The organism is Thalassotalea castellviae, from assembly GCF_031846185.1.
Lineage (GTDB): Bacteria > Pseudomonadota > Gammaproteobacteria > Enterobacterales > Alteromonadaceae > Thalassotalea_H > Thalassotalea_H castellviae.
Genome location: NZ_JAVRIF010000003.1, coordinates 457,066 through 481,792, shown reverse-complemented (window position 1 = coordinate 481,792; position 24,727 = coordinate 457,066). Strand labels below are relative to the sequence as shown.

Genomic DNA, 24,727 nt, shown 5'->3' with positions numbered 1-24,727 from the left:
TAACTCCTATATTAGTGGTTTGAATGATCAACAACAGGTGCTTCTAATCTAGAAGTTTCACCCTGTTCATCACCTTGCCCTAGTGGGGCAATTTCAAAAATTACAAAATGTTTACCACGCACTTCAAAAGTAAACTTAACTTCCATCCCCTCAGAAAGTCCTTCAAGGCTAACATTGTGCCCTGTAATGAAATCTAAAGTAGCCGCAGGTCGTCCCCACTTTTCAATAGCAGATCGACTAATATTCACCATTCCATGATCAATCATTAACGAGTTAATTGTTCCAGTAACTGTCGCTGACGAGTCATCTGCCACTTCTTCAGTTACTTGGCTTGTATCACTTTCACTCATGTCGTCAGGAACATGGATATTACTGATTTTATAATCACCATTATCTCCTTTTGTCACTTCAACATGTAAACTCATCCCTTCACTAAGTAATGAAAAGTCAACGCTGTCCGATGCTATGAAATCCATCGTCATTTCTGGCCATTCCCACTCAGGTATTGCATCGTGAGTTAATGTCAACATTTTGTGATTAGCCATCAAACTTTGTATTTGTGCCGAGACCCACACTGAAGAAAGTACTGAATCATCTGCATCAGCAATAACGCTATTCATACGCTTGAAGTCTGAAGACTTACTTGACTCCGAATCTAATAAGAACTGTGCTGAACTAACCACTTTTTCCCCGTCAGTTAATCCTTCAAGTATTTCAACGCTTTCACTATCGTATCGCCCTACAGAAACAGCTACTGATTTAAAACTCCCCTCACCAAGGGCGAGAACAACTCTATCTTGGTTTCCTGTTCTAATAAGTGCTTCTTTAGGGATCAATAAAGCTTGTTCATCACCTGTAGTGTGAATCGCAATTTGAGCAAACATATTTGGTTTGAATTCGCCTTCTTCATTTTTAAAACGAAGACGTACTTTCACAGTGCGAGTTTTTGCATCTAGTGTCGGGTAAATATAATCAACTTTTCCTTGCCATGTTTTTCCAGGTAAGTAATCAAGAGTCATGGTTACTGGGGTGCCTGTTTTGACTTGACCCGCTTGGCGTTCAAACACCTCAGCTTCAACCCATACTTCCGATAAATCACCAATTGACATTAAAGTAGAGCCAGGCTTAACAAAAAATCCTTCACGTATTTTTAAATTTTCCACCACGCCATTTTGTGGAGAATAAAAAGTAATTGTTTGCTGTACTTTCTTTGTTTTTTTCAGCTTTGCAATAGATGATTTTGGAAGTTGTAGTGCCGATAACCTATTTTCAGCAGCACTAATTAACCGACTATTTTTACGATCTAATGCCAATAATAATTCTTCTTGGGCATTAACTAATTCAGGGGAATAAATTTCATAAAGGGGTTGCCCTTTCTTAACAGGATCTCCAATAGCCTTAACATATAGCTTTTCAATCCATCCTTGTACTCGTGGATGGATATGAACTAACTTATCTTCATCATAAGCAACATAACCGACTGTATTTATTTCAGTGTGCAATGATTTATAACTAACTATTGCTGTTCTTACACCGAGGTTATTTACAACATCAGGAGAGATACGAATTGTTCCGGGACCTTCATCAGGTCCTTTACCACCATCGTCGTAAACAGGTACTAAATCCATACCCATTGGTGACTTCCCTGGCTTATCTCTTTTGTAGTTCGCGTCCATTGGAGCTACCCAATAAAGCGGTTTCTTTTCAGCCGTTACAACAGAGCTTGCTTCTCCACTATTTGTCGGGGCCATAAAACTATAAACCCCAAATGTTAAAAAGCCACCGATAACCATGCCAATTACTATTGGCTTAATATTGTTGTTCATTATTCATCTCCCGAAATAACAGTGAAACCACTATTATTTGATAAATTCATATTATTGTTACTAACGACAGGATCTATGCTGCCTATAAAAAGGTAATTAAGTTCTAGTAATAACTTCTGCTCTTCGACATTAAGAGTTAACTCATCTATTTCCGCATTTAATACAGCGATTCGTGAGCGAACCACTTCGGCAAAGTCACCATCATCATTGGTGTAGGCTGTTAACGAAGCTTCAGCTTGATCGTGGATTTGAGGCAGTAGCTTCTCTTTGTATAAGTTCTGTCTATCTTTCAATCGAAGTAAGCGCCCTTTGGCACTGGAGTATGATGCGAGCAATTTTCTCATCAATAATAGTTTTTCAGTTTTTATAGCTTCTGTTTTTGAAATAGCTGACTTAACTTCTTTGTCCTGTCTATTATCTGTAAAAAGCGGCAAGTCAAAGGTAACCCCTACAGAGAACAAGTCCGCTCGACTGTTTCCCATTGGATCATCATCACGGTAACCATAACTAGCATTTAATCCCCACTCAGGTTTGTATTTTTGCTTAGCCAATTTGATTCCAGTTTTTGTTGATTTAATTTTCTTTTCAACAGCGACAAGTGAAGGGTGGTTAGCAATATATTTTGCCAGTTCGCTAGGGCGTAACCAGCTATCTGTAAGAACTATATTGCTATTCACTAAGTCAATTTGAGGTAACTGCTTAGTCAAAACGATATTGTGTAGGTTAAAATCATCGTCTACATAAGTTTCACTTTGAGAACTTTTCTCTATAGAAAACTTTGTTAACCATTGAGACAACATACCTTCAAAGCGGTTTTGTTGTTGTCCTAAGACATCTAACCGATCTTCTAACCTTGTAAGCTCCAATTGCGCTCTTACAATATCCTGCTGCCTTGTTTTACCTAAAGCAGACGAATAACTTGCTTCTGCAACATCCGCTAACTGTTCAAAAAGCGCTCTGTTCTTTTCAATTAAAGCAATACTTTCTTGAATTCTGTATGCATCCAACCAAAGGCTGCCAACAGTAACAGCTACTTTGGACTCTCGATCTTTTCGTTGATACGGGAATGATTCACTTTCAATCTTGAGTTGTTCTCGCTTAATCAACAATGTATCCCCACGAGGAAACATTTGAGATATACCAACTTTCGCTTGTGTCATACCCTCTTGCCCGAAATCAAACCCATTAATAGGTAAGTTTGCTAAACCAAGAGAAACTTTTGGGTCTGGTAATGTACCTACGGCAGTACTCATCGCTTCAATAGCATTTTGCTTATGAACATTTCCCGTTAACCATGGATCATTCTTCTGCGCAGACTTGATAGCTTTCTCAAAAGTTAAGGCTGAACTAGAAGTAATAGTAGGAATATCAGCAGAATTTGCAGTTAGCACTGTAAGAGCTAACATACCCGCACAGTATTTCACGCTTAAACTTATGATAATTTTAAATTTATTCATTAAAACTGCTCCTCATAAGATTGAACGCTAGCATAGACCTCATAAGCGCCCCCTTTCTTAAGCAATAACACTTTATAAGGTTGAAATTTATCCCCTACTTCCATACCGGGAGTTCCCGCTGGCATTGCAGGAACAGACAATCCAATAACATCGTCAGAGTGTTTTCCTTTTAAAAATTTATGAATAAATTTGGCAGGAACATGCCCTTCAAATGCATAACCATCTTTAGATATAGCGGTATGACAAGAACGGTATCGAGGCTCAATTCCTTTCTCTTCTTTAACCGCTGTAAAGTTTTGATAATTGTGGACTGTTGATTCGAACCCATGCTCATTTATATGGCTAACCCACTTTTTGCAGCAACCACATGTAGGACTCTTATAAACCTCTAAAAGAATAGGATGAGATTTAGAATTATGTGTTTTAGATGAAGTCACTGAAACTTCTTCTTTTGAACAACTTGCAATAGCAATGACTAAAGTAAAGGCAGCAACAGCCTTTAACGTAAATTTTTTGGAAAACATAACCCCCCCAAAGGGATATCAATTAATAATTGAATTGATTAGGCTATTCTTGATTTTGCTTAAAAATACTTAAACGCAGAGATCAAAAAGCCTAATACAGAAATTTTGCATATAAATGAGCCAAATTTTAGGCGCAATTATTCTGTATTTAGCTTAATATGGGAGGTCTATATAGAGAGGATGAAGATTGACTTTGAGCCAAGTATAAATATGAGAATATTTTTGATGATGAATCAATAAACAGACTGTCATTTGTATCTTTCATTAGCGCAGCGATACTTGAGCACCCTCCAGTAAAGCAACTACAACTATTAACACAACAGTCATCTTCTGCTTCATCTGAATCATCAGATGAATGACTCATCATGGAATGGTCACTATGGTCCATCATTGACATATTTTGCATTTGCTCCTGCCCACTATTTCCCTTCATACTCATCATATGATAAGACATAACAGTAGACGCGACCGCTTGACCAACAAAGGTCAAACAGACTAGCAGTACCATTAATGTTTTGGAGAAATTAGAATTCACAGCTAACCAACAAAATATTTCAATTATTAATATAATCACATAGGAGATGTTATTTTTCAATCTTAATTTATTTCAAATAACATTTTAGAACTGATATTACTTGTTCTTCTTTTCACTTCCTTTATTCACTTTTCAAATATCAAAAGTCATAAAACTTGTTAAACCTTGAAGATCCTTAGAGAACACCTTACTTTCCATTTCCTAAAATAAGTTTAACAACATCAAAGCTTTCTTCAGGTAAACTGTTTGATTACTTCGAATCCCATAAGTGTTTTAATTTGGTAACTAAAGGGCGCTCACGAATTGTTATTTCCGTTATAATTTCAAACTCATAACCTGATGCATCTGCAAACTCTTCGACTATATTTAACAATTCTTTAGTTTCATGTTCGAGATAACGTAAGTCTTTTACTTCAAACAGTTTCTTTTTTCCATCGATATATAAAACAAAAAATCTGCTGTGTAATGATGAGCTTGTCCATCAACAATATATTTTAATCTGAGGGTCTGGGTGTCATATTCAACGACAATTGAGGCAAGCTCAAGATGGTAACAAAAATCTCGCTCCCAAAAACCTTCAATTCTTATAACCCTTGAATTCGGCCAGGAGGCAGGTAAGTTGCAAATAGGAATTCCTTTCTTTTTTCAAATTTCTTCGTTTCAAAAATATTTACCATTTTAGCCAAGATATTTTAAATCTGGCAAAAATGTCAAATTATAGACTAAATCTGTCAGTTTATGGTTTAATTACCTTAAATCACTTCTACCATATCGCCTTTACTTTGTAGCCATTCTTTACGATCACCACTACGTTTTTTCGACAATAACATATCCATCACTTCCATAGTTTCAGAGTGCTCATCAACCGTCAGTTGAACTAATCGACGAGTATTCGGATCCATAGTGGTTTCACGCAACTGTAATGGATTCATTTCACCTAAGCCTTTAAAGCGTTGAACATTAACTTTGCCGCGTTTTTTCTCGGCTTCTATACGGTCTAAAATGCCATCTTTTTCATCTTCATCTAACGCATAGAAAACTTCTTTACCAACATCTATTCGATAAAGAGGCGGCATAGCTACGTAAACATGCCCTGCCTGTACTAAAGGTAAAAAATGCTGAGTAAATAAAGCACATAATAAGGTAGCTATATGTAAGCCATCGGAGTCAGCATCCGCTAAAATACAAACCTTGCCATATCGTAATTCTGATAAATCTTCAGTATCAGGGTCTATTCCTAAAGCTACAGAAATATCATGCACTTCTTGTGAGGCTAAAATTTGACCCGATTCTACTTCCCACGTATTTAATATTTTCCCTCTAAGCGGCATGATGGCTTGGTTTTCACGATCTCTTGCTTGTTTTGCACTACCGCCAGCGGAATCACCTTCCACTAAAAACAATTCGGTTCGAGTGATATCTTGGCTACCACAATCAGTCAATTTACCGGGTAATGCGGGTCCTTGCGTAATTTTTTTACGAACGATTTTTTTACTTGCTCGTAAACGACGTTGAGCATTTGAAATACAAAATTCTGCTAACGCTTCGGCAATTTCAGTGTGCTCATTTAGCCATAAACTGAAGGCATCTTTCACGACCCCTGTGACAAATGCCGCACATTGACGAGAAGATAATCGCTCTTTCGTTTGTCCAGCAAACTGCGGATCTTCCATTTTAACCGACAAGATATAAGCACACTTATCCCAAATATCATCTGGGGTTAATTTAACACCACGTGGGATCAAATTTCGAAATTCACAAAATTCTCGCATCGACTCAAGCAAGCCTTGGCGCATACCATTTACGTGCGTACCGCCTTGGATAGTAGGGATCAAATTCACGTAACTTTCGCCGACTGCTTCACCGCCTTCAGGCAACCAAGTTACCGCCCAATCAACGGCTTCGTTTTGTGAAGAAAAGTCACCAACGAAAGGCTCTTCAGGCATACTGACATAGTCTTTAACCGATTCTTTTAAGTAATCACAAAGGCCATCTTCATAACACCATTGATATTTTTTATCTTCATTTTTATCATGAAATTTAATCGTTAAACCAGGACATAGTACCGCTTTTGCTTTTAACAAATGTACTAAACGGCGTGCTGAAAACTTTGCTGAATCAAAATAATTTTCATCGGGCCAAAACTTAACACGGCTACCAGTATTTCTTCGGCCAACCGTACCTGTTTCTCTTAGTTCCTCAACTTTTTCGCCATTTTCAAATGCCATTTCATACATTTTTCCATCACGACGAACCGCTACATCAACTCGTTTTGATAAGGCATTGACCACTGAAATACCAACCCCATGTAAGCCACCAGAGAATTGATAATTCTTATTAGAAAATTTACCACCGGCATGTAATTTACAAAAAATTAGTTCAACCCCAGAAACCCCTTCTTCTTTATGAATATCAATCGGCATGCCTCGACCATCATCTATCACTTCTAATGATTGATCTTTATCTAAAATAACCGTGATATTTTGCGCATGACCGGCCAAAGCCTCATCAACAGAGTTATCGATAACTTCTTGACCCAGATGATTAGGTCGAGCAGTATCGGTATACATACCGGGACGATGACGTACGGGATCCAAACCGCTAAGCACTTCAATGGATTCTGAATTATATTGTTCGCTCATAATGCTTTTCTGATAATTATTATAAAGTTGAGTGGATTTTACTGCAGTTCTAAAAATGTCATGATTGCTGGTAACATTCGGTGATAATCTATAAAGCTATGATCGCCGCCTTCTTGCACAATTAACTGGCAATTTTGATATTTTTCTACTGCTTGCTGATAATCTAACACTTCATCGCCTGTTTGTACCATCACCATGTAATGTTTTTTAGCAATTTTTTCTTGTGATTGTGCTTTTAAGTCAATCATATGTTGCTTAGTCAAGTGATAAACTTCTTGTGTGTACGGATTTACCTGTTGACCTAAATAATCCACTAACAATTCAAAAGGCTTAACAGCAGGATTAATTAACGCCGCTTTTAATTGATATTTTTCAGCCAAATACGTTGAAAAATAGCCACCTAAAGAAGAGCCCATCAAGCACCATTGATGATCAGGTTTCGACTGTAATATTAGCTCTAATTGCTTAATCGCTGCTTTAGGATTATTTCGTAATTGTGGGCAATGAAAGTCAATCGCTATTTGATGATCTTGTAAATACTGTTTGGTTAATTGCGCCTTTGTTGACAGTGGCGAAGAATTAAAACCGTGTATGTAAAGCATACTTTTTTTAATCATGTTAATAGTAAAACCTTAATCGATAAAAACTACTTGGCTATTCACTTGTCCATCATCCGCTAATTCAAATATACGAAAACCTGCTGGCTTTCCTGAGTTTTCAACCCTTGTTGCATTTTGATCAAATTGAATCGAGGTGGCAGGGCAAGTAAATAATGGAATAACGCGTTCAGTTATATCAATTTTCAACGCTAACGCATTATGCACATGACCACAAGCAACCGCTTTTACAGCCTCAAGTTTATTAAGCGTTTGATAAAATGTATTTTTATTGAGTAAGCCATGTTTATCAATAAAGTAACCAACATCAACAGGATGATGATGCATAAATATAAACTGAAATTTATGCGAATCCACACAATTGAGTAACCGAGCTAACTCATTTGCTGAAACCTCCCCTGACGGAGTCGTACTTTTACTCGCTAATAATTGAATTTGCCATTGGTTCTTATTGATCACTTTAGCGCTATGAAATGGTGTGCCAGACAAGTACTGCTGCAATAATTTTGGTTCATCATGATTACCAGCAACAAAGTAAACCGGAAGAGTAAAATCGGTTTCATTAATGGCATCAGTAAAGTTTTGATAAGAGCTAATACTATGATCTTGGGTGAGATCGCCGGTAAAAACAATTAACTCAATAGCAGGCGTTCTTTTTATCTGCTCAAGAACACGGCATAGATTTTGATAAACATTGACGCCAAAATGAAGCGCGGTTTTATCCCGATATAAATGGCAATCGCTTATTTGAGCAAAACGTAAAATATTAACCTCCAGAGAAATGATACCAGTTAATCAATCGTTAATAAGCGACTTTGACCGAGCTGTAAACTAAGCTGTAGCCATTCTTTAAGGAATAAGTTGATCTGTTGCTTTTCATCAGGAAGGTGCATGGCTTGATTGGGATAATCGTAGCGTGGTTTCACCTGCTTGATACCTTGATTACTAATAACTTCAGCCATTCGAGCATCATGATATAAGCGGATCACCATTGTTGGCCGTAAATAATCTGTAAATAAGCTATTATTCGATAACTTTTCTCTACCTATGGAAGAATCTTGCGTCATGGTAACTAGTGAGGTGTAACGAGTGACTTCGTTCACTTCGAGACTATACGTTAAAAAGTCAGAAATAAAAAAACTTCGTTTTTCACCTACTTTTTCTTTATCTGCTAATAACCGTAATAACATCATATAATTGACATCACAAAGACTCATCAAATTAGATAAGTTTGGTCGATATTGCGATGTCTTATTTAACGGTATTGCCACTACAATCTCACATTTAAAATCATATACTTAACATAATCAGAACGTTAAAAATAAAGAACTCAAAAAAGAACCTACCTAGCGATATTGAACTAACCTTCTACCTACTGATGACTAAGCGAATCTCAGATTATTTATACACAGCAGTTACTTCTTTTGAATACTTTTATAATTCAACGCTAACCATTGTAACCCAATTACCGTAGCAGCATTAGCTATTTTTCCTTGCGATAATAATGCTAAAGCCTGTGTTCTTTTGACGACATGCACTAAAATATCCTCTCCTTCTTCTTCCAAGCCATATACCCCGCTAACATTACGACTATCCACCGTAGCTAAGTATAAATAAATGGCTTCGCTCATTCCTCCGGGACTTGAGAGGTATTTCATCACTTTTATGACATTATTTTCATCAATATCAAGGTTTGCTTCTTCTTTGGCTTCTCTGATCGCAACATCAACAGGTTGTTCACCTTCTTCAAACATGCCAGCAATAAATTCCAACATCCAAGGCGTATCACCCGCTCGAAGTGCTCCGGGGCGAAATTGCTCTATCAGCACCACTTGATCCAGCACAGGATCATAAGGAATGAGTACGACCGCATCACCACGTTCAAAAACTTCTCGGCTGATGACATCGCTTTTTTTTCCCGAAAACAACGTATGTTGAATGACATATTGGTCGAGATTAAAAAAGCCAGCATACTTTCTAACTCTTTCTTTTAACTCAACATCCTGATGAGTGAACCGTAAAAAAGTCGATTTATTTTTATTTTCGTTCATTTTTAGTCAAATCTAATAGAAAAAAGGGAAAATCACTACGACAAACCATTAGCATTAAATATTTTGTTACACTAGAATGGTTCGACAACTAACTATACTATTTAGCTTAAATACTAAAACAAGTAGAATATACCACTGATTAACAATTAAAAAATATTAGCTAGATTCCAGTTATTTAGCCACTTAAGTTCAATGCTGTTGTTAAAATAACTAGAGCACCAATTAACAGTTGATGTTTATCATTAAGTCCAAATAATAAAGTTTGGCAGGGTAATTGCTTTTTGCTATACAGCAGTATGATTAATTAGCATGCTATAAATAATGCCCAAACAAAATAACAAGTTTAGAAAACGATGAAAGGAATTGCTCTCACATGAAAAAAAATATTACCTCGCTTATTATAGGTATAGCTTGTGCAGCCACTAGTTCAATGATTTATGCTGAAGATTTACTATCAGTATATGAGCAAGCCAAAGCCAATGATCCAGTTGTTTTAAAAGCTCAGGCACAATTTAAGTCTGCGCAAGAAGACATAATACAAGCGAGATCAGTGTTACTTCCTAATTTAAAAGCAACCGCCAATTATAGTAACGGCGAGACTGAATTTAGAAATGGCGGTCAAATCACTGACTACGAAGGAACAACTTTAACGGCTAGTTTAAATATGCAATTGTATCATCACGATACTTGGTTACGTTTAGATAATGCTAAAAAATCAGCGCATCGCAGTGATATTAATTATCAAGCAGCTAAACAAGATTTAATCGTCCGTGTTACTCAAGCTTATTTTAACGTGTTAAGCGCTAAAGACGATTTAGAGTTTGCAGAAGCAGAAAAAGCAGCAATTGAACGCCAACTTGAGCAAACTAAACAACGTTACTCTGTTGGTTTAACTGCGGTAACGGCTGTCCATGAAGCGCAAGCACAATATGATAATGCGGTGACTGAAGTTATTCGAGCAGAAAACAGCGTCTATAACTCGGAAGAAGCATTACGTGTGATCACCAATATTTATCCACGCAATTTAAATATATTAAACAAAGAGTTATTCAGTGCTTCTCGCCCAACGCCAGACAGTGCAAATGAATGGCAACAAACCGCAGAAGCGAAAAATTTAGATTTGATCGCTCAAAAAATTAGTGTTGATATTGCAAAAGAAAATATTAATATTGCTCAGTCAGGCCATTATCCCACGATAGATTTAAATGGTAGCATTTCTCGCGCTGATAATGATGACCTTATTGATAATGTAACGGCAAAAACTCAAGGGCAATCTTTTGGCGTGACGTTAACCGTACCGCTATACTCAGGTGGCGCTACAACCAGTGCTGTTCGTCAAGCACAAAGTAATTATGTTGCTGCTAGCCAAGATTTAGCGCAAACACACCGCAATGCTGTTCGAAACGCGCGTAACTCATATAATACGGTGATAGCGGCAGTTTCGGGCATTAAAGCTTTACAACAATCGGTAATTTCTGCGGAAAGTGCGTTAAAAGCAACGGAAGCAGGTTTTGAAGTTGGAACTCGTACTATTGTTGATGTATTAGATAGTACCCGTAATTTATATAACGCTAAACGTAATTTATCTTCAACGAGATACAGCTACATTCAGTCAATATTGGCATTAAAACGTGCTGGCGGTACCATTTCAGAACAAGATATCATTGCCATTAATAAAGGGCTTTCAGCTCCTAAATAATGCACTCGTGAAAGACGCAAAAAAGGTGTCGTAAGACACCTTTTTATTTGTTTTAGTGGTTAATCAAATTGACAAAAATTCGATAACTTAAAAATATCTATCCGCTTCAATGTTAAGCATTAATCTTCTAAACGAATGGTATTAATAATTTCTGTCGTTGAAATACCTTCTTCAAAGTTCAATACCTTTACTTCACCGCCAGCAGCGATAACTTCTTCACCACCAGCAATTTCAGAGACTTGATAGTCGCCACCTTTCACTAAGATATTCGGTAAAATATTAGCAATCAAGCGCTGAGGCGTATCTTCTGTAAAACTCACTACCCAATCTACGGCGCCTAAGCCTGACAAAACGGCCATACGTCGGTCAACAGGGTTCACCGGTCTGCCAACACCTTTGAGTCTGGTAACTGAAGCATCGTCGTTCACCGCAACAATAAGTCGAGTACCTAATTCTGCAGCATTTGCTAGATAAGAAACATGACCTGCATGTAAAATATCAAAACAGCCATTTGTCATAACAATTTTTTCACCGCGTGCTTGAGCCATAGTAACCGCAATTTTCAATTGATCTTCAGTTAACACACCAAAGCCACTTTCTTGACCAGTAGCAAGTGCGTTTTGTAATTCAGCCTCACTTACCGTTGACGTTCCAAGCTTACCTACAACAATACCAGCAGCAATATTTGCTAAAGCACTCGCTTGCGGGAAGTCTGCTTTAGCAGCGATGGCCAATGCAAGCGTTGCTATCACGGTATCACCAGCGCCAGTTACATCGTAAACTTCTTTCGCTTGGGTAGGTAAATGGAATTCTTCATGGTCATGGCGGAGTAAGGTCATACCTTGCTCACTTCGGGTAACTAACATCGATGCTAAATCGAGGTCTTTTAATAAATTTAAACCTTTCTCAACAATTGTAGCTTCGTCTTTACAGTCGCCAACCACGGCTTCAAACTCAGATAAATTAGGAGTAATGATGGTCGCCCCTTTATACCGAGAAAAATCTGTTCCTTTTGGATCAACGATCACCGGAACATGATGTTTGTTAGCAATACGGATCAACTGTTGAACTTCTGACAATGTACCTTTAGCGTAATCTGAAAGTAAAATAACGTCATGTTCAGCAACGAGCGCTTCAACATTGTTTACTAGGTTAGTTTTATCTACCGAACTCATCGATTCTTCAAAATCCAATCGGATCAATTGTTGGTTTCGGCTCATTACGCGCAATTTAGTGATTGTAGGAATTTCATTAATACGATCAAATTTACAGGCAACATTCATCGCTTTTAGATGTTTTTCTAGCGTTGTGGCCGCTTCATCATTACCTGTGATACCCGCTAACGTTACTTTTCCCCCCAAAGAGGCAATATTTAACGCAACATTTGCCGCCCCACCTGGTCTGTCTTCATCTTGATTAATTTTCACAACAGGTACCGGAGCTTCAGGAGATATGCGCTGTGTAGGCCCATACCAGTAGCGATCTAACATAATATCGCCAACAACTAAAACGCTTGCTTGATTAAAAGCTGGAATATCTACTTTCATCCTATGTCTCTTAACAGATATAATGGTTGATAGTGTATCACATGAATTTCAATGAGTTGACATCATCCCGTGAGTAAAAATAAAGTTTTACAGCCAAATTTCAAACTATCTTTTCTATTACCTCAATATTGGCTTACATGGCTTGGGGTTATCATTTTATATACGATTTCATGGCTACCTTATAAAGTTCAACTTGCCCTTGGCCGTTTGGTGGGTCGCTTATTGTTAAAGATAGCGTCAAGTCGCAAAAAAGTCGCGTTACGCAATTTAGAATTATGTTTTCCAGAAATGTCTGATGCTGAACGCCAGCGAATACTCAAAGAAAACTTCGAAAATACCGGTATTGCCTTATTCGAAACAGGCATGGGTTGGTGGTGGCCTGATTGGCGAATTAAGCGTAAATTTACCATTACTGGTCTTGAACATATCGAGGCCGCTAAAGCAGACGGGCAAGGTGTATTATTATTAGCTATGCATTATTTAAGTGCTGAAATCATCGGTAGAGGGTTTGGTCACGCTCACCCTTTAGTCATTTTTTATCGCCCACATAACAACCAACTGATGGAGTTTTTTCAATTTAGAGGACGTGGCCGTTCTAATAAGTACATGCTAGGTAAACGTGATGTAAAAGGCTTAATAAAAGCTTTAAGAGATAAAGAATCATGTTTATATCTTCCGGATCAAGACTATGGTAGAAATCGCAGCTTGTTCGTGCCACATTTCGCGGTAAAAGAAACCGCCACGACCACAGGGACATTAATTTTTGCTCGTCAAAAAGACACAAAAACCATGATGATGATCCCGAAAAGAAAAGAAGATGGTAGCGGTTATACGGTTGAAATTACCCCTCCTCTAGTTGATTTCCCTACTGATAACGATGAGCATGATGTCATCAGGGTTAATCAAGAAGTCGAAAAAGCAATTTTGCGAAAACCAGAGCAATATATGTGGTTACATCGTCGCTTTAAAACACGCCCAAATGAAGATGATCCTTCGCTTTATAAGTAATTGTATAACTCGAAAGTTTTCAGTATGGTATACATTAATATTATGTTTACCTATTTTTCAGAAGATTAGCCTATGCTTTTTTGGATAAAAAATATTATCTTTTTAATTATTCTAATCATTCTTGCGTACTTTTTAGTCGCGAATGAAGAATTGTTATTTTCTGAAAAGGTAGAAGCGCCTGAGGCTGCGACGGAAACAACTCAAGCCGCAAAAGCCAAACCTGTTGCAAAGAAAAAATCTACTAATTCAGCCGCAGAAGGCTTATCTCGTTTTTATGCTAACTTACATGGCAGTGATGAAGGTCCACGCATTCGAAATAATATTGTTTATCTTCCAGAGCCAAAAGGCGATTTAGTAGAAATACTTGAGGCACGCCGCATGGTCACGCGTCCATTATTAAAACATTGGCGTGGAACGGTTGATAACAGACCATTTAGAAAAGGCCAAACTTTATATCAAAAGCTTGTGGAATATGCAGAAAAAGATGGGCTTGAAGTTATTTGGTGGCTAAATAGAGACTTTTTAGTTAAAGACCCATTTAGAATTAACAAAGATATTGTCAACACGGCATACTGGGTTGGTAAAGCGATTGGCGGTCATTTCCCTGACGGTTTATCCTCGTATTTTTGTTATCAACAACGTACCTTAGTGTTAATCGAAAAAGAGCTTTCTTATCTTGATGAAGAATGTTTACTTTTACCACAAAAGAGCCGTCAACGTTAACAGCTCTCTCCTGCTAAACCAGTTAAAACAAGCTAATTAATTTTGTTGTATACTAAAAATTGCTGTGTAATTTCAGTGATTTTCTTTGAGTTATGATCAAACTGTTGAGCATTCATCATCGCTGATTGATTTTGTAAGCTCGTTTTATGGCCAAAGTTTCTCAATTGACAATAATGCTCAATTAATAAATCTTTTTGCTCATTGGTAAGGATATCCACATTAGCAAGAGTGGTGAAAATGCGAATATTATCGGAGTATTGCGAAATTTCATGATATTTCGCGCTATAGTTAAGCACTAAGTATTGCGTGAGAAACTCAATATCAACTAATCCCCCCTGTCCTTGTTTAATATCAAACAGTTCATCAGTCGACTTATCTAAGTGATCACGCATCTTATTGCGCATATCAACAACCTCTTTTTTAAGAACGTTTTCATCCCTAGGCTGCACGAGTATCTTGCGACGAATCTCATTATATTGATCAATAATGTGTTGATTGCCATAAACTGCTCGAGCACGTACTAATGCTTGATGCTCCCACGTCCAGGCTTCATTTTCTTGGTATTGCTTAAAGGTTTCAATATTTACTACTAGTACGCCTGAGTTTCCTGAAGGTCGCAAACGCATATCAAGTTCATACAGCACGCCATTATTCATTTTAGTGTTAAAAATATGCATGATTCGTTGAGCAAGCTTTGCATAAAACTGACTGGCCATCACAGGTTTTAACCCATTAGTTTGATCGTCAAGTTTACAATTGTGAATAAAAACGAGATCAAGATCAGAAGAGTAGCCCAATTCAAAACCGCCCATTTTGCCATAGCCAATAACAGCGAATCCCTTATCATCGCTATCAGCTAAACTTAACGGCACACCAAAACGTTCACTGACTTGTTGCCATGCCATATTGACAACTTCACCAATAATAGCTTCCGCTAAGGCTGTTAAGTGATCACTAACTTTGGTTATTGGTAAAACACCGGCAATATCGGCCGCAGCAATACGTAATTGCTGTGCTTGTTTAAATTGCCTTAACATATCCATTTGTGCTTCTAAATCTTCTTCAGGAATACGTAACAATACTTGCCGTAAATCTGCCGCATAACTTGAAAACTCTGGTGGGTTATTTAGTAATTTAGGGTCAATTAATTCATCTAACAAAATAGGATATTTTGCCATATGCTCAGCAAGCCAACTACTTGCTTGACACAATTTTACTAAATGTTTTAACGCCCCTTCATTTTCGTATAACAACTCTAAATAAGCCGTTCTAGTGACGATTTTAGTAAGCAACCAAGTAATGCGTTCAAGCGTGATCTCATTTCCGTTTATATTAACAATGTGGCTGATAAGAATCGGTACAAGCTTACTGATAATTTGCCTACCTCGATTTCCGATTGAACGCTGTTTAAAATCTCGTTTAAGATCAACAAGTAGTTGCCAGGTTTTTTCTGCATGCCAATTTGGTTGATGACTAGCAATCCAATCGACCGATTCATCATCAGGCCATTCACTTTCCCACAATGTTACCCATTGTTCATTTTCCATTTGATGATTTGGGCTTTCTTCACCAATTAATACGATAAACTCTTGATGAACCGCACTCGTTAAACGCTGTAAGTACTCTAAAAAGCTCGACCAGTTAGGAAACGTTTCATCCCCTAAGACATGTAAGATTCTTGCTTGATCTAATGGCTCATCCGGTAGTGTTTGGGTTTGTTTATCATCGATTGCTTGAATAATGTTCTCAACCCGTCTTAAAAAACGATAAGCCTTTTCAAGCACTTGTTCACTATGTTCTGAAATTTCTTGATGTTTCACTAATATCGGTAACACAGTTAATAAGTTTCGCTGTTGTAATTCTTTAATTCGACCACCACGAATTAACTGAAACACCTGAACAATAAACTCTACTTCTCGAATACCACCGGCACCTAACTTGATATTACCGGTCAATTTTTTTCTACGTACTTCTTGGGCAATCATCATTTTCATGCGACGCAAGCTATCGATGACACTAAAATCAATATAACGACGGTACACAAAAGGCCTGAGCAAATCCGACAATTTTCCGTGATATTTACCTTCACCAATTAAACGTGCTTTTAACATTGCATAACGTTCCCAGTCACGTCCTTGTTCTTGATAATAATCCTCCATGGCATTAAAAGTGAGCACTAAAGGTCCACTTTCACCAAAAGGACGTAAACGCATATCTACGCGATAAACAAATCCATCTTCCGTTTTTTGATGTAGGGCTGTAATTAATTTTTGTCCTAAACGAGTGAAAAACAGTTGATTATCAATACTGCGTCTAACTCCCACAGTTTCACCTGTTTCTGGATAGACAAAAATTAAATCGATATCAGACGAAAAATTTAATTCTTTACCACCAAGTTTTCCCATGCCATAAACAAGTAAAGGTTGGATTTCACCCAATTTGTTAGTCGGTTTTCCCCATTTTTGATAACAAAACTCACTTAGCCATGCTAACGCTTCTAATATCAAAGCATCCGCCAATTCAGACAAACGTTTTAAAGATTCATCTAATGAAATATTTAACACGAGATCGGCAGTAGCAATATGCACCATTTGTACTAAACGAAATAAACGTAATTGACGATGTAATGCTTCTTCTGTTTGGCAATCTTGTAATTGAGCTTTTAGTAAAGAGTTATAATTAGGCGTATTTTTTTGATAGACGCTTTCTGTTACAAATAAATTAATGACAATTTCAGGTGCTTGCAGAGCACTTCGTAACACAAAATCACTCAGTGTAATGACGTGTTTAAAATCAGCTAAAGCTTGACTACTTGCTTTTTCAGTTAAAGATTGAGCAAACTCTGGATATTGACTACTAAATTGTTGCCAAGATTTTTGCTGTTGATTCTCTAAACAGGAAATAAATGGTTTACGGATTATAGTTGTCACTTACACCTCGACTGACTAAAATTATTCATAGTAATATACAAGTTAATATAATGACTTAACTTTGTCTGATGACATAACAAATCAATAGACATATTATGTCATCAATGTTATTAGTATAGTTAATTCGCTAAGAAATTGAATGTAATTATTGATTTTTAGTTACAGTAAATGGATCATAAGCTATTCAATTCTCTTTAATTTTCACCATAGCATTTTTGAGGGACATATGGCAGAAATGCACTATTATAAAAAATGGATATTTGCCTTTTTATTGATCATGGTAGGGTGTTCAGATCCAGTAAAAGAACAAATTACCCAACAAACCCCCATTACCGAGCAAAGAATTCTTCAGCTTGGCGAGGCGCTAGATCAAGGCCAAGTTAGAAACGCTAATTTAATCAAACAATACGCAAATAAATTACGCTCATTAAAGCCAGAACTTTCCGCTTTAATTGACGAGTTCGCGAAAGATGCAACGCAGCAAAGTCCTATGTTTATCGCGTTACAAGAACGTCTAAACACAGTAAAGACTCAACCGAACATGTTTGCGAATAACCAAGCCATATTCGATGAATTGCTCAATATTTATCAAGCAGCCGATCCTGTGCTTTATTCTGACGCATTGAGCGATCCATTAAACGTGCTCGCGGATATGTCTGATGGAGCGTTACCGAGAGTAAATGCATTACCAAAAGAGCAAAATTTACGAGCCAATAATGCCCAAGACTTTGGTACGGGCGAACAGCTAATTGGTAACCCAAATTATGGACAGTGGACTACCGGCAGTAACGGCATGTCGTTTTGGGCTTGGTATGGCATGTATTCTATGATGGGGGATCTTTTCGGTTCTCGACGCGTTTATTACAATGATTGGGGAAGCCGAAGAAACTACAGTTATTATAATGACTATGGTCGCACACGATACAGCTCCCCTAGTCAATTACGTAAACAGACTCAATTGGATACCCGCACGAGAAAGTCTTTTGAAAGTAGAGGGCAAAAATATACCAGTGCGTACAGCAAAAACCGTACGGGTTCGTCTAGCCTGTCAGGAAAAAGTAAAGTTGCACAAACCAGTGCAAAACGGTTTAACACTAAATCTTTTAATAAAAGCAGTTACGCAAAAAAATCTACAGCATCTAAAAACGCTAGCTTTCGCAATAGTTCGAGCACCACTTCTCGTAGCTTCAGACGTGGCAAATAACGAGAAGAGATCAAGGAAAAATTATGAATACATTTTTTGAGATAACCGGGTTAAGTCAAGAGTTAATCATTTATCTAGCCATAGATATAACCATTGCCATTTTATTGCTTGGTGCCATGAAATTTATTTCAGGTTTATCGGCACAAGTCAACGCCACGGATGAGTTATCGAGCCAAGATAATTTTGCCTTCGGCATCAGTGTTGCGGGAAGTATTGCTGCACTAGGCATAGTGTTAACAGGCGCAATTACCGGAGAAAATGCGCCAAGTTACCAAATGGAAATTATTGGAATGCTTTCCTATGGTGTGCTTGGTTTAATATTAATTAAAATAGGCCGTGTCATTCATGATCGCTTAGCGTTGAATCAAATTGATAAAACCGAACAAATAAAAGCGCGCAACATTACAGTTGGATTAGTAGATGCCGCAGGAGCTATTGCCACGGCCATTATTATCCGTGCGGTTCTTTTATGGGTTCACGGCATAGATGTGAGTACTTTTGTTGCTATTATTGCAGGTTTTGTTGTTTCGCAAGCTATGTTGGTATTAGTTACTCGCATAAAAGAACGTCAATACGCGAAAAACAATCAAAATGATAGTATGCAAGAAGCTTTCGCAAACGGCCAAGTTGCGCTTGCTATACGGTATGCTGGCCAAGTAATAAGTACCGCACTAGCCGTTACCGCAGCCAGTTACTTTTTTGAGTATAATCCAGAAACTTTAGTCTCTACCTTAACGGCTTGGTTAATATTTAGTGTTGTGATGACGATACTTGTATCTCTATTAACTACATTGGCAAAAAGCATTATATTATGGGGAATTAACTTAGTTGAAGAAGTTGATCAACAGCATAATATTGGCGTCGCAAGTGTTGAAATGGCGATAAGTATTTCAATAGCACTTATTTTAACCGCATTAATGGCATAAATTGACTCGTTAACCTTTATTAGTGAAAAACGCACAAAAGCCCAAGGTAAATAAGCATCAAGTTTTAAATAAATCATTTATTTGGCATGACTTGCTGCTTATTATTACCATGGCTGTATTGGCCGGTTGTGGCCTAATATACGAATACTTATTATCGCATTACGCTGGCAGAGTGTTAGGCGTGATGGAAAGTGCTATCTATACCATGATAGGACTGATGATTGTTTCTATGGGTTTAGGGGCTTTTGCCGCACGAAAAATAACCTGTGCTTTTAATGGTTTTGTTTGGCTTGAACTGATTATTGCATTTTTAGGTACAAGTTCCATTCTCATTATTGCCAGTTTGATCGCAGCAACTCAATTACTGCCGCAAATTATTGCCGATACATTTTCTTTACCGCCCGATGCCTTACCCCGAGGGGGCTTTTTCAAACAAATAAGCTATTTAGCTTTTAATAGTCCATATTTTTTTGGATTATTACTCGGTTTTTTCATTGGTATGGAAATTCCGTTAATCGCGAAAATACGTGAACAAATTCATCAAAAACATCTAGCTAATAATTTAGGTACCATCTACGGGGCAGATTATATTGGTGCGGGTATTGGTGCGGCAATATGGGTGTTATTTTTATTAACCATTGATATCAGTAAAGCCAGCGCTTTGACGGCAGCCTTAAATTTAATTGCCGGTTTTATCTTTATCACTTGTTATTGGCAAAAACTTCATTGGCGTAAATTATTAGTCGCTTTTCATGGCTTGTTACTTATTGGCATTTTTTTTATATATCAGCAAGGTAATCAGTGGTTAATGCAATTAAGTAACTTATTGTATTTAGACAATGTGGTTTACACCGATAAAACACGTTATCAACAACTCACGTTTACTGAACGACAAATGGGCTTAGAACAGCAACCTATCATTAACTTTTATCTTAATGGACGATTACAATTTTCGTCATCAGATGAGCATATTTACCATAACTACCTTGTTGCTCCTGCACTTGCCGGCTCAGCACGACAAGACAATATTTTAATCATCGGTGGTGGTGATGGCCTTGCATTAAGAGATGTATTAGCTTGGCAGCCCAAACACGTTACATTAATCGACTTAGATCAAGAACTCATCGAACTATTTAAACAGCCCAGTGAAACGCTGCCAACATCCCTTGCTCGAAAAATAACTCAGCTAAATCAACAAAGTCTCTCTCACCCTAATGTTGAATTAATTTATAGTGATGCTTTTATTGCCATAGATAATTTATTGAAACAACAAAAATCTTTTGACAGTATTATTGTTGATTTACCTGATCCTAGCCATCCTGATTTAAATAAACTTTATTCCGTTAATTTTTATGCTCGTTTAAACCAGTTATTATCCGGAGATGGACTCATCACCATACAATCGACAAGTCCATACCACGCAAAAACAGCCTTTTTATCGATAGGTGAAACCGTAAGAGCTGCAGGCTTTTCAGATGTTCAACAATACCATGATAACGTTCCTAGCTTTGGTGAATGGGGTTGGACAATCGCCTCAAAGCGTGGATTAAGTCCGTTAGCTAGGTTTCATACCCTTGATAAATTTCAGGTTGAACAGCAATGGTTAACCTTACCTATGTTAATTGGTGCCTTTGAATTTTCACAAAATTTTTATTCTAAGCAAGGTAAAGCGGCTATAAATTATTTAGGTAGCCATACTATTTATCAACTACATCAAAAGGCTTGGCGCAATCAACAAGGACTTGAAAATGCTTACACACAGTAGTTACTTTGTTAAAAAACTACAATATTGACTGTATAAGATAAACTTAATTTACAGAAAAATTAAATCAGCGCTTGACATATTATGTCACGATGCTAAATTTACAACATCGACATAATATGTCGTGGGTTAATAAAGTTATTGCAACGACCCTTTGATAAAACATGAGGAACAACATGAATATTCACAAAATTGCTAACCATTTGAATGCATTGGCAGATAACTCAGAAACCGGGATGGTTTTTGACTGTCAACCAATTTCAGGCGAAGTTGACGTACTACAAATAACGGTTATCGGCCGTGAAGAGTTACCCGTATTTGTTTCGGTTACTGATGATCAAATTCTTTGCATTACGTATTTATGGGGCACAGAAGAAGTGAAACCGGAATGTTTAGCGGAAATGCACGAAAGCATGCTAGAAATGAATATCCCTATGCCACTTTCATCATTTTCTAAAATTGGCGATAAATATGTCATTTTTGGCGCTTTATCAATTGGGTCGACGTTTGATGATATTGAACATGAACTTGCCGTCTTAAATAACAATGCCATCGAAGTGATCGATGACATGAGCGACTACTTAATTTAAGCAACCACCTTTTGGAGTATTATTATGAGCATTTTTAAAAAAATTATGACCGCTATCCGTGGTGGTGCAACTGAAGTTGGCGAAGGCATTGTAGATGCAAACGCGACGAGAATTTTTGAACAAGAAATTCGTGATGCTGAAAACCACTTAACCAAAGCTAAACGAGATTTAACTGGCGTAATGGCTCAACAAATGGCATCAAGTCGTGAAGTTGACCGTATTAAACGTGAGATTACAGAACACGAAGGTTATGCAGTTCAAGCCTTAGAAAAAGGTGATGAAACATTGGCATTAGCTGTTGCGGAGAAAATCTCAACTTTAGAGGGTGAATTAACAACCCAACAACAAGCACTTGATAGTTTTGAAGGTAATGCAAATCGCTTAAAAGAATTAGTGAAGAAAAGTGAACGCCAAGTACAAGAATACAAACGTCAACTTTCCATGGTGAAAACCACAGAAAGTGTGCAAAAGGCTACGTCTGCTATTACAGACAACTTTTCTTCGAGCAATTCTAAACTTCTTAACGCGAAAGATTCATTAGAACGCATCAAAGCTAAACAACAAAAGTTTGATGACCAAATGAAGGCCGCTGAGGTGTTAGAATCTGAAAATTCAGACAGCTCACTTGAAGCTCAATTAAAAGAAGCAGGAATTGGCGCAACTGACAACAATGCAAATTCTGTATTAGAGCGTTTAAAAGCCAAGCAAAAGTAACTTGTTTATACGTAAATACTAAGCGCCTACTTGATACCGTCGAGTAAGCGCTTGTTTGTCATAACATAAACTGGGATAACGATGAGCTTTTTTAAAAAAATATTCAACAAAGATGAAACTGCCCGCCAAGTCAATCAAGCCAAAGATTTATTAAAAGGTGACATTATAGTGCTAACGGACAGTTTTGCTTTGCCTGAAAACTTAAGAAATCAACAATTTCAAGTCAGTGAAATCAATAGCTACGAATATGAGAATCAAGTAGACACCGAATGGGTGCTAACAGGCAATGACGATACTGAATTATATTTAACCTTAGATATTGATGATAAAACCTATTTAAAGTTTTCTTTAAAAATTCAGCATGACAATGTTGAAACTTTATTTGATCTTGATGAATTCTCAACGATATTTGAAGAGCCTGGACAAGCTTTTTTAACCCGAAAAACAGATAGCCATTTATCACAGGGCTGGACGAGTGAACAATATCAACAATCTCAATTTTCTACGGTAGGCTATTTTCATCGTAAAGATCATCGTAGCGAAAGTTTATCCGCTTATGAAGGTAAAGACGCTGGTGAACAATTTGAACTTTATCAACTTTTAGATAAAGATCAATCGCGCGGTATTGAGTTAGAAGTTTGGCAAGATGGCGACACTGATGTATTTTTAACGATATACCGACCAACAACAGATATTATAGACATGTTTCCAGGAAGTTAATTGTGAGTAGAAAACTACCAGAAAAATGGCAATCATCCGTCAAAGCAGCAAAAGCAACCCAAGTCGCTTTTGATATGGATGAAAAAATTCAGTTAAGCATAAGAAGAGAAGCCCTTGAAGTTGGTTTAAGCCCTTCAGACAAAATAAGAGATATTTTAGGCTTACCTGTGAATAAAAAACCCAAACGACCTAGATTAACCGTTAGTCTGTCTGCTGATGATTATGTTGTTTTAGCAAAAAAATATCACTTAGCACCAGAACAACAACTGGAAATTAAAAAGAAATTGATGGATGATTTAATACAATACGTTAGTCAACAATAATAAAGTCACTCTCATGAAACCATCATTAAAATCATACACTATTGACGAATTTGGTGTAAAAAATTACAACTCGTTTTATTTATTACTGATCACTATCGCAGTGCTTTATGGTGTCATCGCCCTACTTTCCTTTCCATTATATCAATACGAGCTTGCCTCAGAGCATAGTAATATTAGATCATATAAAGATGCCTTTTGGACACTGCAAATGAGTGCAAGTACTATCGGCTTTGGTGATTTCTATCCGGTAACCTTACCTGGGCGAATCATTGTCGCTGCAATGTTTTATATTGGAGTAGGTATGGTGGGTTTTGTCGGCGCACAATTTGTTAATAAATTTGTCGGCTTTTCAGATACCAATGTAAAAAATAGAGAGCTTAGAAAACAAAATAAAGAGATTCTAGCTCACAACAAACATCTCGAAAAAAAGATAGACAGTATTCTTGAGAAGGTTGAAAAGATCGCCTCAAAATAAAGTTGTTAATTCTTGGTACCATTTGAATTGCTTGTCTTTATCACGTAATCTAGAAGCTAATCTGCTGAAAATAATACTTAAAGAGTATCAAGGAAACGTATATGTTAACTAAAACATTGTTCACTGTAGTCTTAATCTCATTTCTTACCGGTTGTGCAAGCTCTGATAATATGGAACAACAGGTCAGCACGCTTTCTAATAAAGTTGATAAGTTGACCATGCAAGTATCTAAATTAAATGCTCAACAAGCTAAAAACACTGCGGAAATTAATGCCCTTAAAGCCGCAAATGACAAAACTAAACAGCGCATGGATAACATCGCTAAAAGTTATAAAAAATAATATTGTCATCACAATGCATAATTGGAAAAATAGAGCTAATATAATAATTACTTAGCTCTTTTTTCGAAACTAATTACCCAGTTTCATACGATGAATAGAGGAAATTCTCATTT

At 37.2% G+C, this 24,727-nt stretch carries 23 protein-coding genes; 12 read left to right on the top strand and 11 right to left on the bottom strand.

The window, feature by feature from the left end; all coding sequences use genetic code 11:
* Positions 1–11: 11 nt before the first annotated feature.
* From RM573_RS08480 to RM573_RS08440, 9 genes are all read right to left on the bottom strand, one after another.
* Positions 12–1,826, bottom strand: a complete 1,815-nt coding sequence (locus RM573_RS08480) for an efflux RND transporter periplasmic adaptor subunit (protein WP_311580142.1) — start codon at positions 1,824–1,826, stop codon at positions 12–14.
* A complete protein-coding gene (locus RM573_RS08475; RefSeq protein ID WP_311580139.1) occupies positions 1,826–3,283 on the bottom strand; it encodes a TolC family protein in 1,458 nt (485 codons plus the stop codon). The genes RM573_RS08480 and RM573_RS08475 overlap by 1 nt, the downstream gene beginning before the upstream one ends.
* Complete coding sequence (locus RM573_RS08470; RefSeq protein ID WP_311580135.1) at positions 3,283–3,807, bottom strand: DUF411 domain-containing protein; 525 nt, start codon at positions 3,805–3,807, stop codon at positions 3,283–3,285. Before RM573_RS08470 ends, RM573_RS08475 begins: the two co-directional genes overlap by 1 nt.
* Positions 3,808–3,955: 148 nt before the next feature.
* On the bottom strand, positions 3,956–4,315 hold the full coding sequence (locus RM573_RS08465; RefSeq protein ID WP_311580366.1) for a CopL family metal-binding regulatory protein: 360 nt from the start codon (positions 4,313–4,315) through the stop codon (positions 3,956–3,958).
* A 779-nt stretch (positions 4,316–5,094) separates the two neighbouring features.
* On the bottom strand, positions 5,095–6,984 hold the full coding sequence (gene parE, locus RM573_RS08460) for a DNA topoisomerase IV subunit B (protein ID WP_311580131.1): 1,890 nt from the start codon (positions 6,982–6,984) through the stop codon (positions 5,095–5,097).
* A gap of 38 nt (positions 6,985–7,022) precedes the next feature.
* Positions 7,023–7,601, bottom strand: a complete 579-nt coding sequence (locus RM573_RS08455; RefSeq protein ID WP_311580126.1) for a YqiA/YcfP family alpha/beta fold hydrolase — start codon at positions 7,599–7,601, stop codon at positions 7,023–7,025.
* A 15-nt stretch (positions 7,602–7,616) separates the two neighbouring features.
* Positions 7,617–8,366, bottom strand: coding sequence for a metallophosphoesterase (locus RM573_RS08450; protein WP_311580362.1), 750 nt, complete (start codon positions 8,364–8,366; stop codon positions 7,617–7,619).
* 26 nt (positions 8,367–8,392) lie between these two features.
* Positions 8,393–8,872: a DUF1249 domain-containing protein gene (locus tag RM573_RS08445; RefSeq protein WP_311580121.1), complete on the bottom strand. Its 480-nt coding sequence runs from the start codon at positions 8,870–8,872 to the stop codon at positions 8,393–8,395.
* 144 nt (positions 8,873–9,016) lie between these two features.
* Positions 9,017–9,652: an NUDIX domain-containing protein gene (locus RM573_RS08440; RefSeq protein WP_311580117.1), complete on the bottom strand. Its 636-nt coding sequence runs from the start codon at positions 9,650–9,652 to the stop codon at positions 9,017–9,019.
* Between the two features lie 373 nt (positions 9,653–10,025).
* Between RM573_RS08440 and tolC the strand changes: the two genes are divergently transcribed.
* Complete coding sequence (gene tolC / locus RM573_RS08435) at positions 10,026–11,351, top strand: outer membrane channel protein TolC (protein ID WP_311580113.1); 1,326 nt, start codon at positions 10,026–10,028, stop codon at positions 11,349–11,351.
* Positions 11,352–11,470: 119 nt separating this feature from the next.
* Here tolC and hldE read toward each other — a convergent pair whose 3' ends face one another.
* A complete protein-coding gene (gene hldE / locus RM573_RS08430) occupies positions 11,471–12,898 on the bottom strand; it encodes a bifunctional D-glycero-beta-D-manno-heptose-7-phosphate kinase/D-glycero-beta-D-manno-heptose 1-phosphate adenylyltransferase HldE (RefSeq protein ID WP_311580110.1) in 1,428 nt (475 codons plus the stop codon).
* A gap of 69 nt (positions 12,899–12,967) precedes the next feature.
* Between hldE and lpxL the strand changes: the two genes are divergently transcribed.
* Positions 12,968–13,906 carry an LpxL/LpxP family Kdo(2)-lipid IV(A) lauroyl/palmitoleoyl acyltransferase gene (gene lpxL, locus RM573_RS08425; protein WP_311580107.1) on the top strand — a complete coding sequence of 313 codons (939 nt, stop codon included), beginning with the start codon at positions 12,968–12,970 and terminating at the stop codon, positions 13,904–13,906.
* A 72-nt stretch (positions 13,907–13,978) separates the two neighbouring features.
* Positions 13,979–14,629, top strand: a complete 651-nt coding sequence (locus tag RM573_RS08420) for a TcpQ domain-containing protein (RefSeq protein ID WP_311580104.1) — start codon at positions 13,979–13,981, stop codon at positions 14,627–14,629.
* A 32-nt stretch (positions 14,630–14,661) separates the two neighbouring features.
* On the opposite strand, the gene glnE is transcribed toward RM573_RS08420, so the two are convergent.
* On the bottom strand, positions 14,662–17,559 hold the full coding sequence (gene glnE, locus RM573_RS08415; protein WP_311580101.1) for a bifunctional [glutamate--ammonia ligase]-adenylyl-L-tyrosine phosphorylase/[glutamate--ammonia-ligase] adenylyltransferase: 2,898 nt from the start codon (positions 17,557–17,559) through the stop codon (positions 14,662–14,664).
* Positions 17,560–17,785: 226 nt separating this feature from the next.
* Here glnE and RM573_RS08410 point away from each other — a divergent pair, with 226 nt between their 5' ends.
* From RM573_RS08410 to RM573_RS08370, 9 genes are all read left to right on the top strand, one after another.
* The gene (locus RM573_RS08410) at positions 17,786–18,763 is read left to right on the top strand and encodes a hypothetical protein (RefSeq protein ID WP_311580098.1); all 978 of its coding nucleotides are present in this window, start codon (positions 17,786–17,788) and stop codon (positions 18,761–18,763) included.
* A gap of 23 nt (positions 18,764–18,786) precedes the next feature.
* On the top strand, positions 18,787–19,689 hold the full coding sequence (locus RM573_RS08405; protein ID WP_311580095.1) for a DUF350 domain-containing protein: 903 nt from the start codon (positions 18,787–18,789) through the stop codon (positions 19,687–19,689).
* A 22-nt stretch (positions 19,690–19,711) separates the two neighbouring features.
* Complete coding sequence (locus RM573_RS08400; RefSeq protein WP_311580092.1) at positions 19,712–21,454, top strand: polyamine aminopropyltransferase; 1,743 nt, start codon at positions 19,712–19,714, stop codon at positions 21,452–21,454.
* A 173-nt stretch (positions 21,455–21,627) separates the two neighbouring features.
* Positions 21,628–22,041, top strand: a complete 414-nt coding sequence (locus RM573_RS08395) for a YjfI family protein (protein WP_311580089.1) — start codon at positions 21,628–21,630, stop codon at positions 22,039–22,041.
* Between the two features lie 24 nt (positions 22,042–22,065).
* Positions 22,066–22,755, top strand: coding sequence for a PspA/IM30 family protein (locus RM573_RS08390; protein ID WP_311580086.1), 690 nt, complete (start codon positions 22,066–22,068; stop codon positions 22,753–22,755).
* 81 nt (positions 22,756–22,836) lie between these two features.
* A complete protein-coding gene (locus tag RM573_RS08385) occupies positions 22,837–23,475 on the top strand; it encodes a hypothetical protein (protein ID WP_311580083.1) in 639 nt (212 codons plus the stop codon).
* Positions 23,476–23,477: 2 nt separating this feature from the next.
* Positions 23,478–23,798 carry a hypothetical protein gene (locus RM573_RS08380; protein ID WP_311580080.1) on the top strand — a complete coding sequence of 107 codons (321 nt, stop codon included), beginning with the start codon at positions 23,478–23,480 and terminating at the stop codon, positions 23,796–23,798.
* A 13-nt stretch (positions 23,799–23,811) separates the two neighbouring features.
* Entirely contained in the window at positions 23,812–24,273 is a 462-nt protein-coding gene (locus RM573_RS08375) for an ion channel (RefSeq protein ID WP_311580077.1), read from the top strand.
* A 101-nt stretch (positions 24,274–24,374) separates the two neighbouring features.
* The gene (locus RM573_RS08370; protein WP_311580074.1) at positions 24,375–24,614 is read left to right on the top strand and encodes an LPP leucine zipper domain-containing protein; all 240 of its coding nucleotides are present in this window, start codon (positions 24,375–24,377) and stop codon (positions 24,612–24,614) included.
* The last annotated feature ends 113 nt before the right edge of the window (positions 24,615–24,727 follow it).

Coding starts and splice junctions, on each gene's coding strand:
- parE (WP_311580131.1), bottom strand. CDS start 6,984: ATGAGCGAACAATATAATTCAGAATCCATTGAAGTGCTTAGCGGTTTG.
- RM573_RS08370 (WP_311580074.1), top strand. CDS start 24,375: ATGTTAACTAAAACATTGTTCACTGTAGTCTTAATCTCATTTCTTACC.
- RM573_RS08375 (WP_311580077.1), top strand. CDS start 23,812: ATGAAACCATCATTAAAATCATACACTATTGACGAATTTGGTGTAAAA.
- hldE (WP_311580110.1), bottom strand. CDS start 12,898: ATGAAAGTAGATATTCCAGCTTTTAATCAAGCAAGCGTTTTAGTTGTT.
- RM573_RS08480 (WP_311580142.1), bottom strand. CDS start 1,826: ATGAACAACAATATTAAGCCAATAGTAATTGGCATGGTTATCGGTGGC.
- RM573_RS08470 (WP_311580135.1), bottom strand. CDS start 3,807: ATGTTTTCCAAAAAATTTACGTTAAAGGCTGTTGCTGCCTTTACTTTA.
- RM573_RS08410 (WP_311580098.1), top strand. CDS start 17,786: ATGGCAGAAATGCACTATTATAAAAAATGGATATTTGCCTTTTTATTG.
- RM573_RS08385 (WP_311580083.1), top strand. CDS start 22,837: ATGAGCTTTTTTAAAAAAATATTCAACAAAGATGAAACTGCCCGCCAA.
- RM573_RS08440 (WP_311580117.1), bottom strand. CDS start 9,652: ATGAACGAAAATAAAAATAAATCGACTTTTTTACGGTTCACTCATCAG.
- RM573_RS08475 (WP_311580139.1), bottom strand. CDS start 3,283: ATGAATAAATTTAAAATTATCATAAGTTTAAGCGTGAAATACTGTGCG.
- RM573_RS08465 (WP_311580366.1), bottom strand. CDS start 4,315: ATGGTACTGCTAGTCTGTTTGACCTTTGTTGGTCAAGCGGTCGCGTCT.
- RM573_RS08395 (WP_311580089.1), top strand. CDS start 21,628: ATGAATATTCACAAAATTGCTAACCATTTGAATGCATTGGCAGATAAC.
- tolC (WP_311580113.1), top strand. CDS start 10,026: ATGAAAAAAAATATTACCTCGCTTATTATAGGTATAGCTTGTGCAGCC.
- RM573_RS08405 (WP_311580095.1), top strand. CDS start 18,787: ATGAATACATTTTTTGAGATAACCGGGTTAAGTCAAGAGTTAATCATT.
- RM573_RS08390 (WP_311580086.1), top strand. CDS start 22,066: ATGAGCATTTTTAAAAAAATTATGACCGCTATCCGTGGTGGTGCAACT.
- RM573_RS08455 (WP_311580126.1), bottom strand. CDS start 7,601: ATGATTAAAAAAAGTATGCTTTACATACACGGTTTTAATTCTTCGCCA.
- RM573_RS08420 (WP_311580104.1), top strand. CDS start 13,979: ATGCTTTTTTGGATAAAAAATATTATCTTTTTAATTATTCTAATCATT.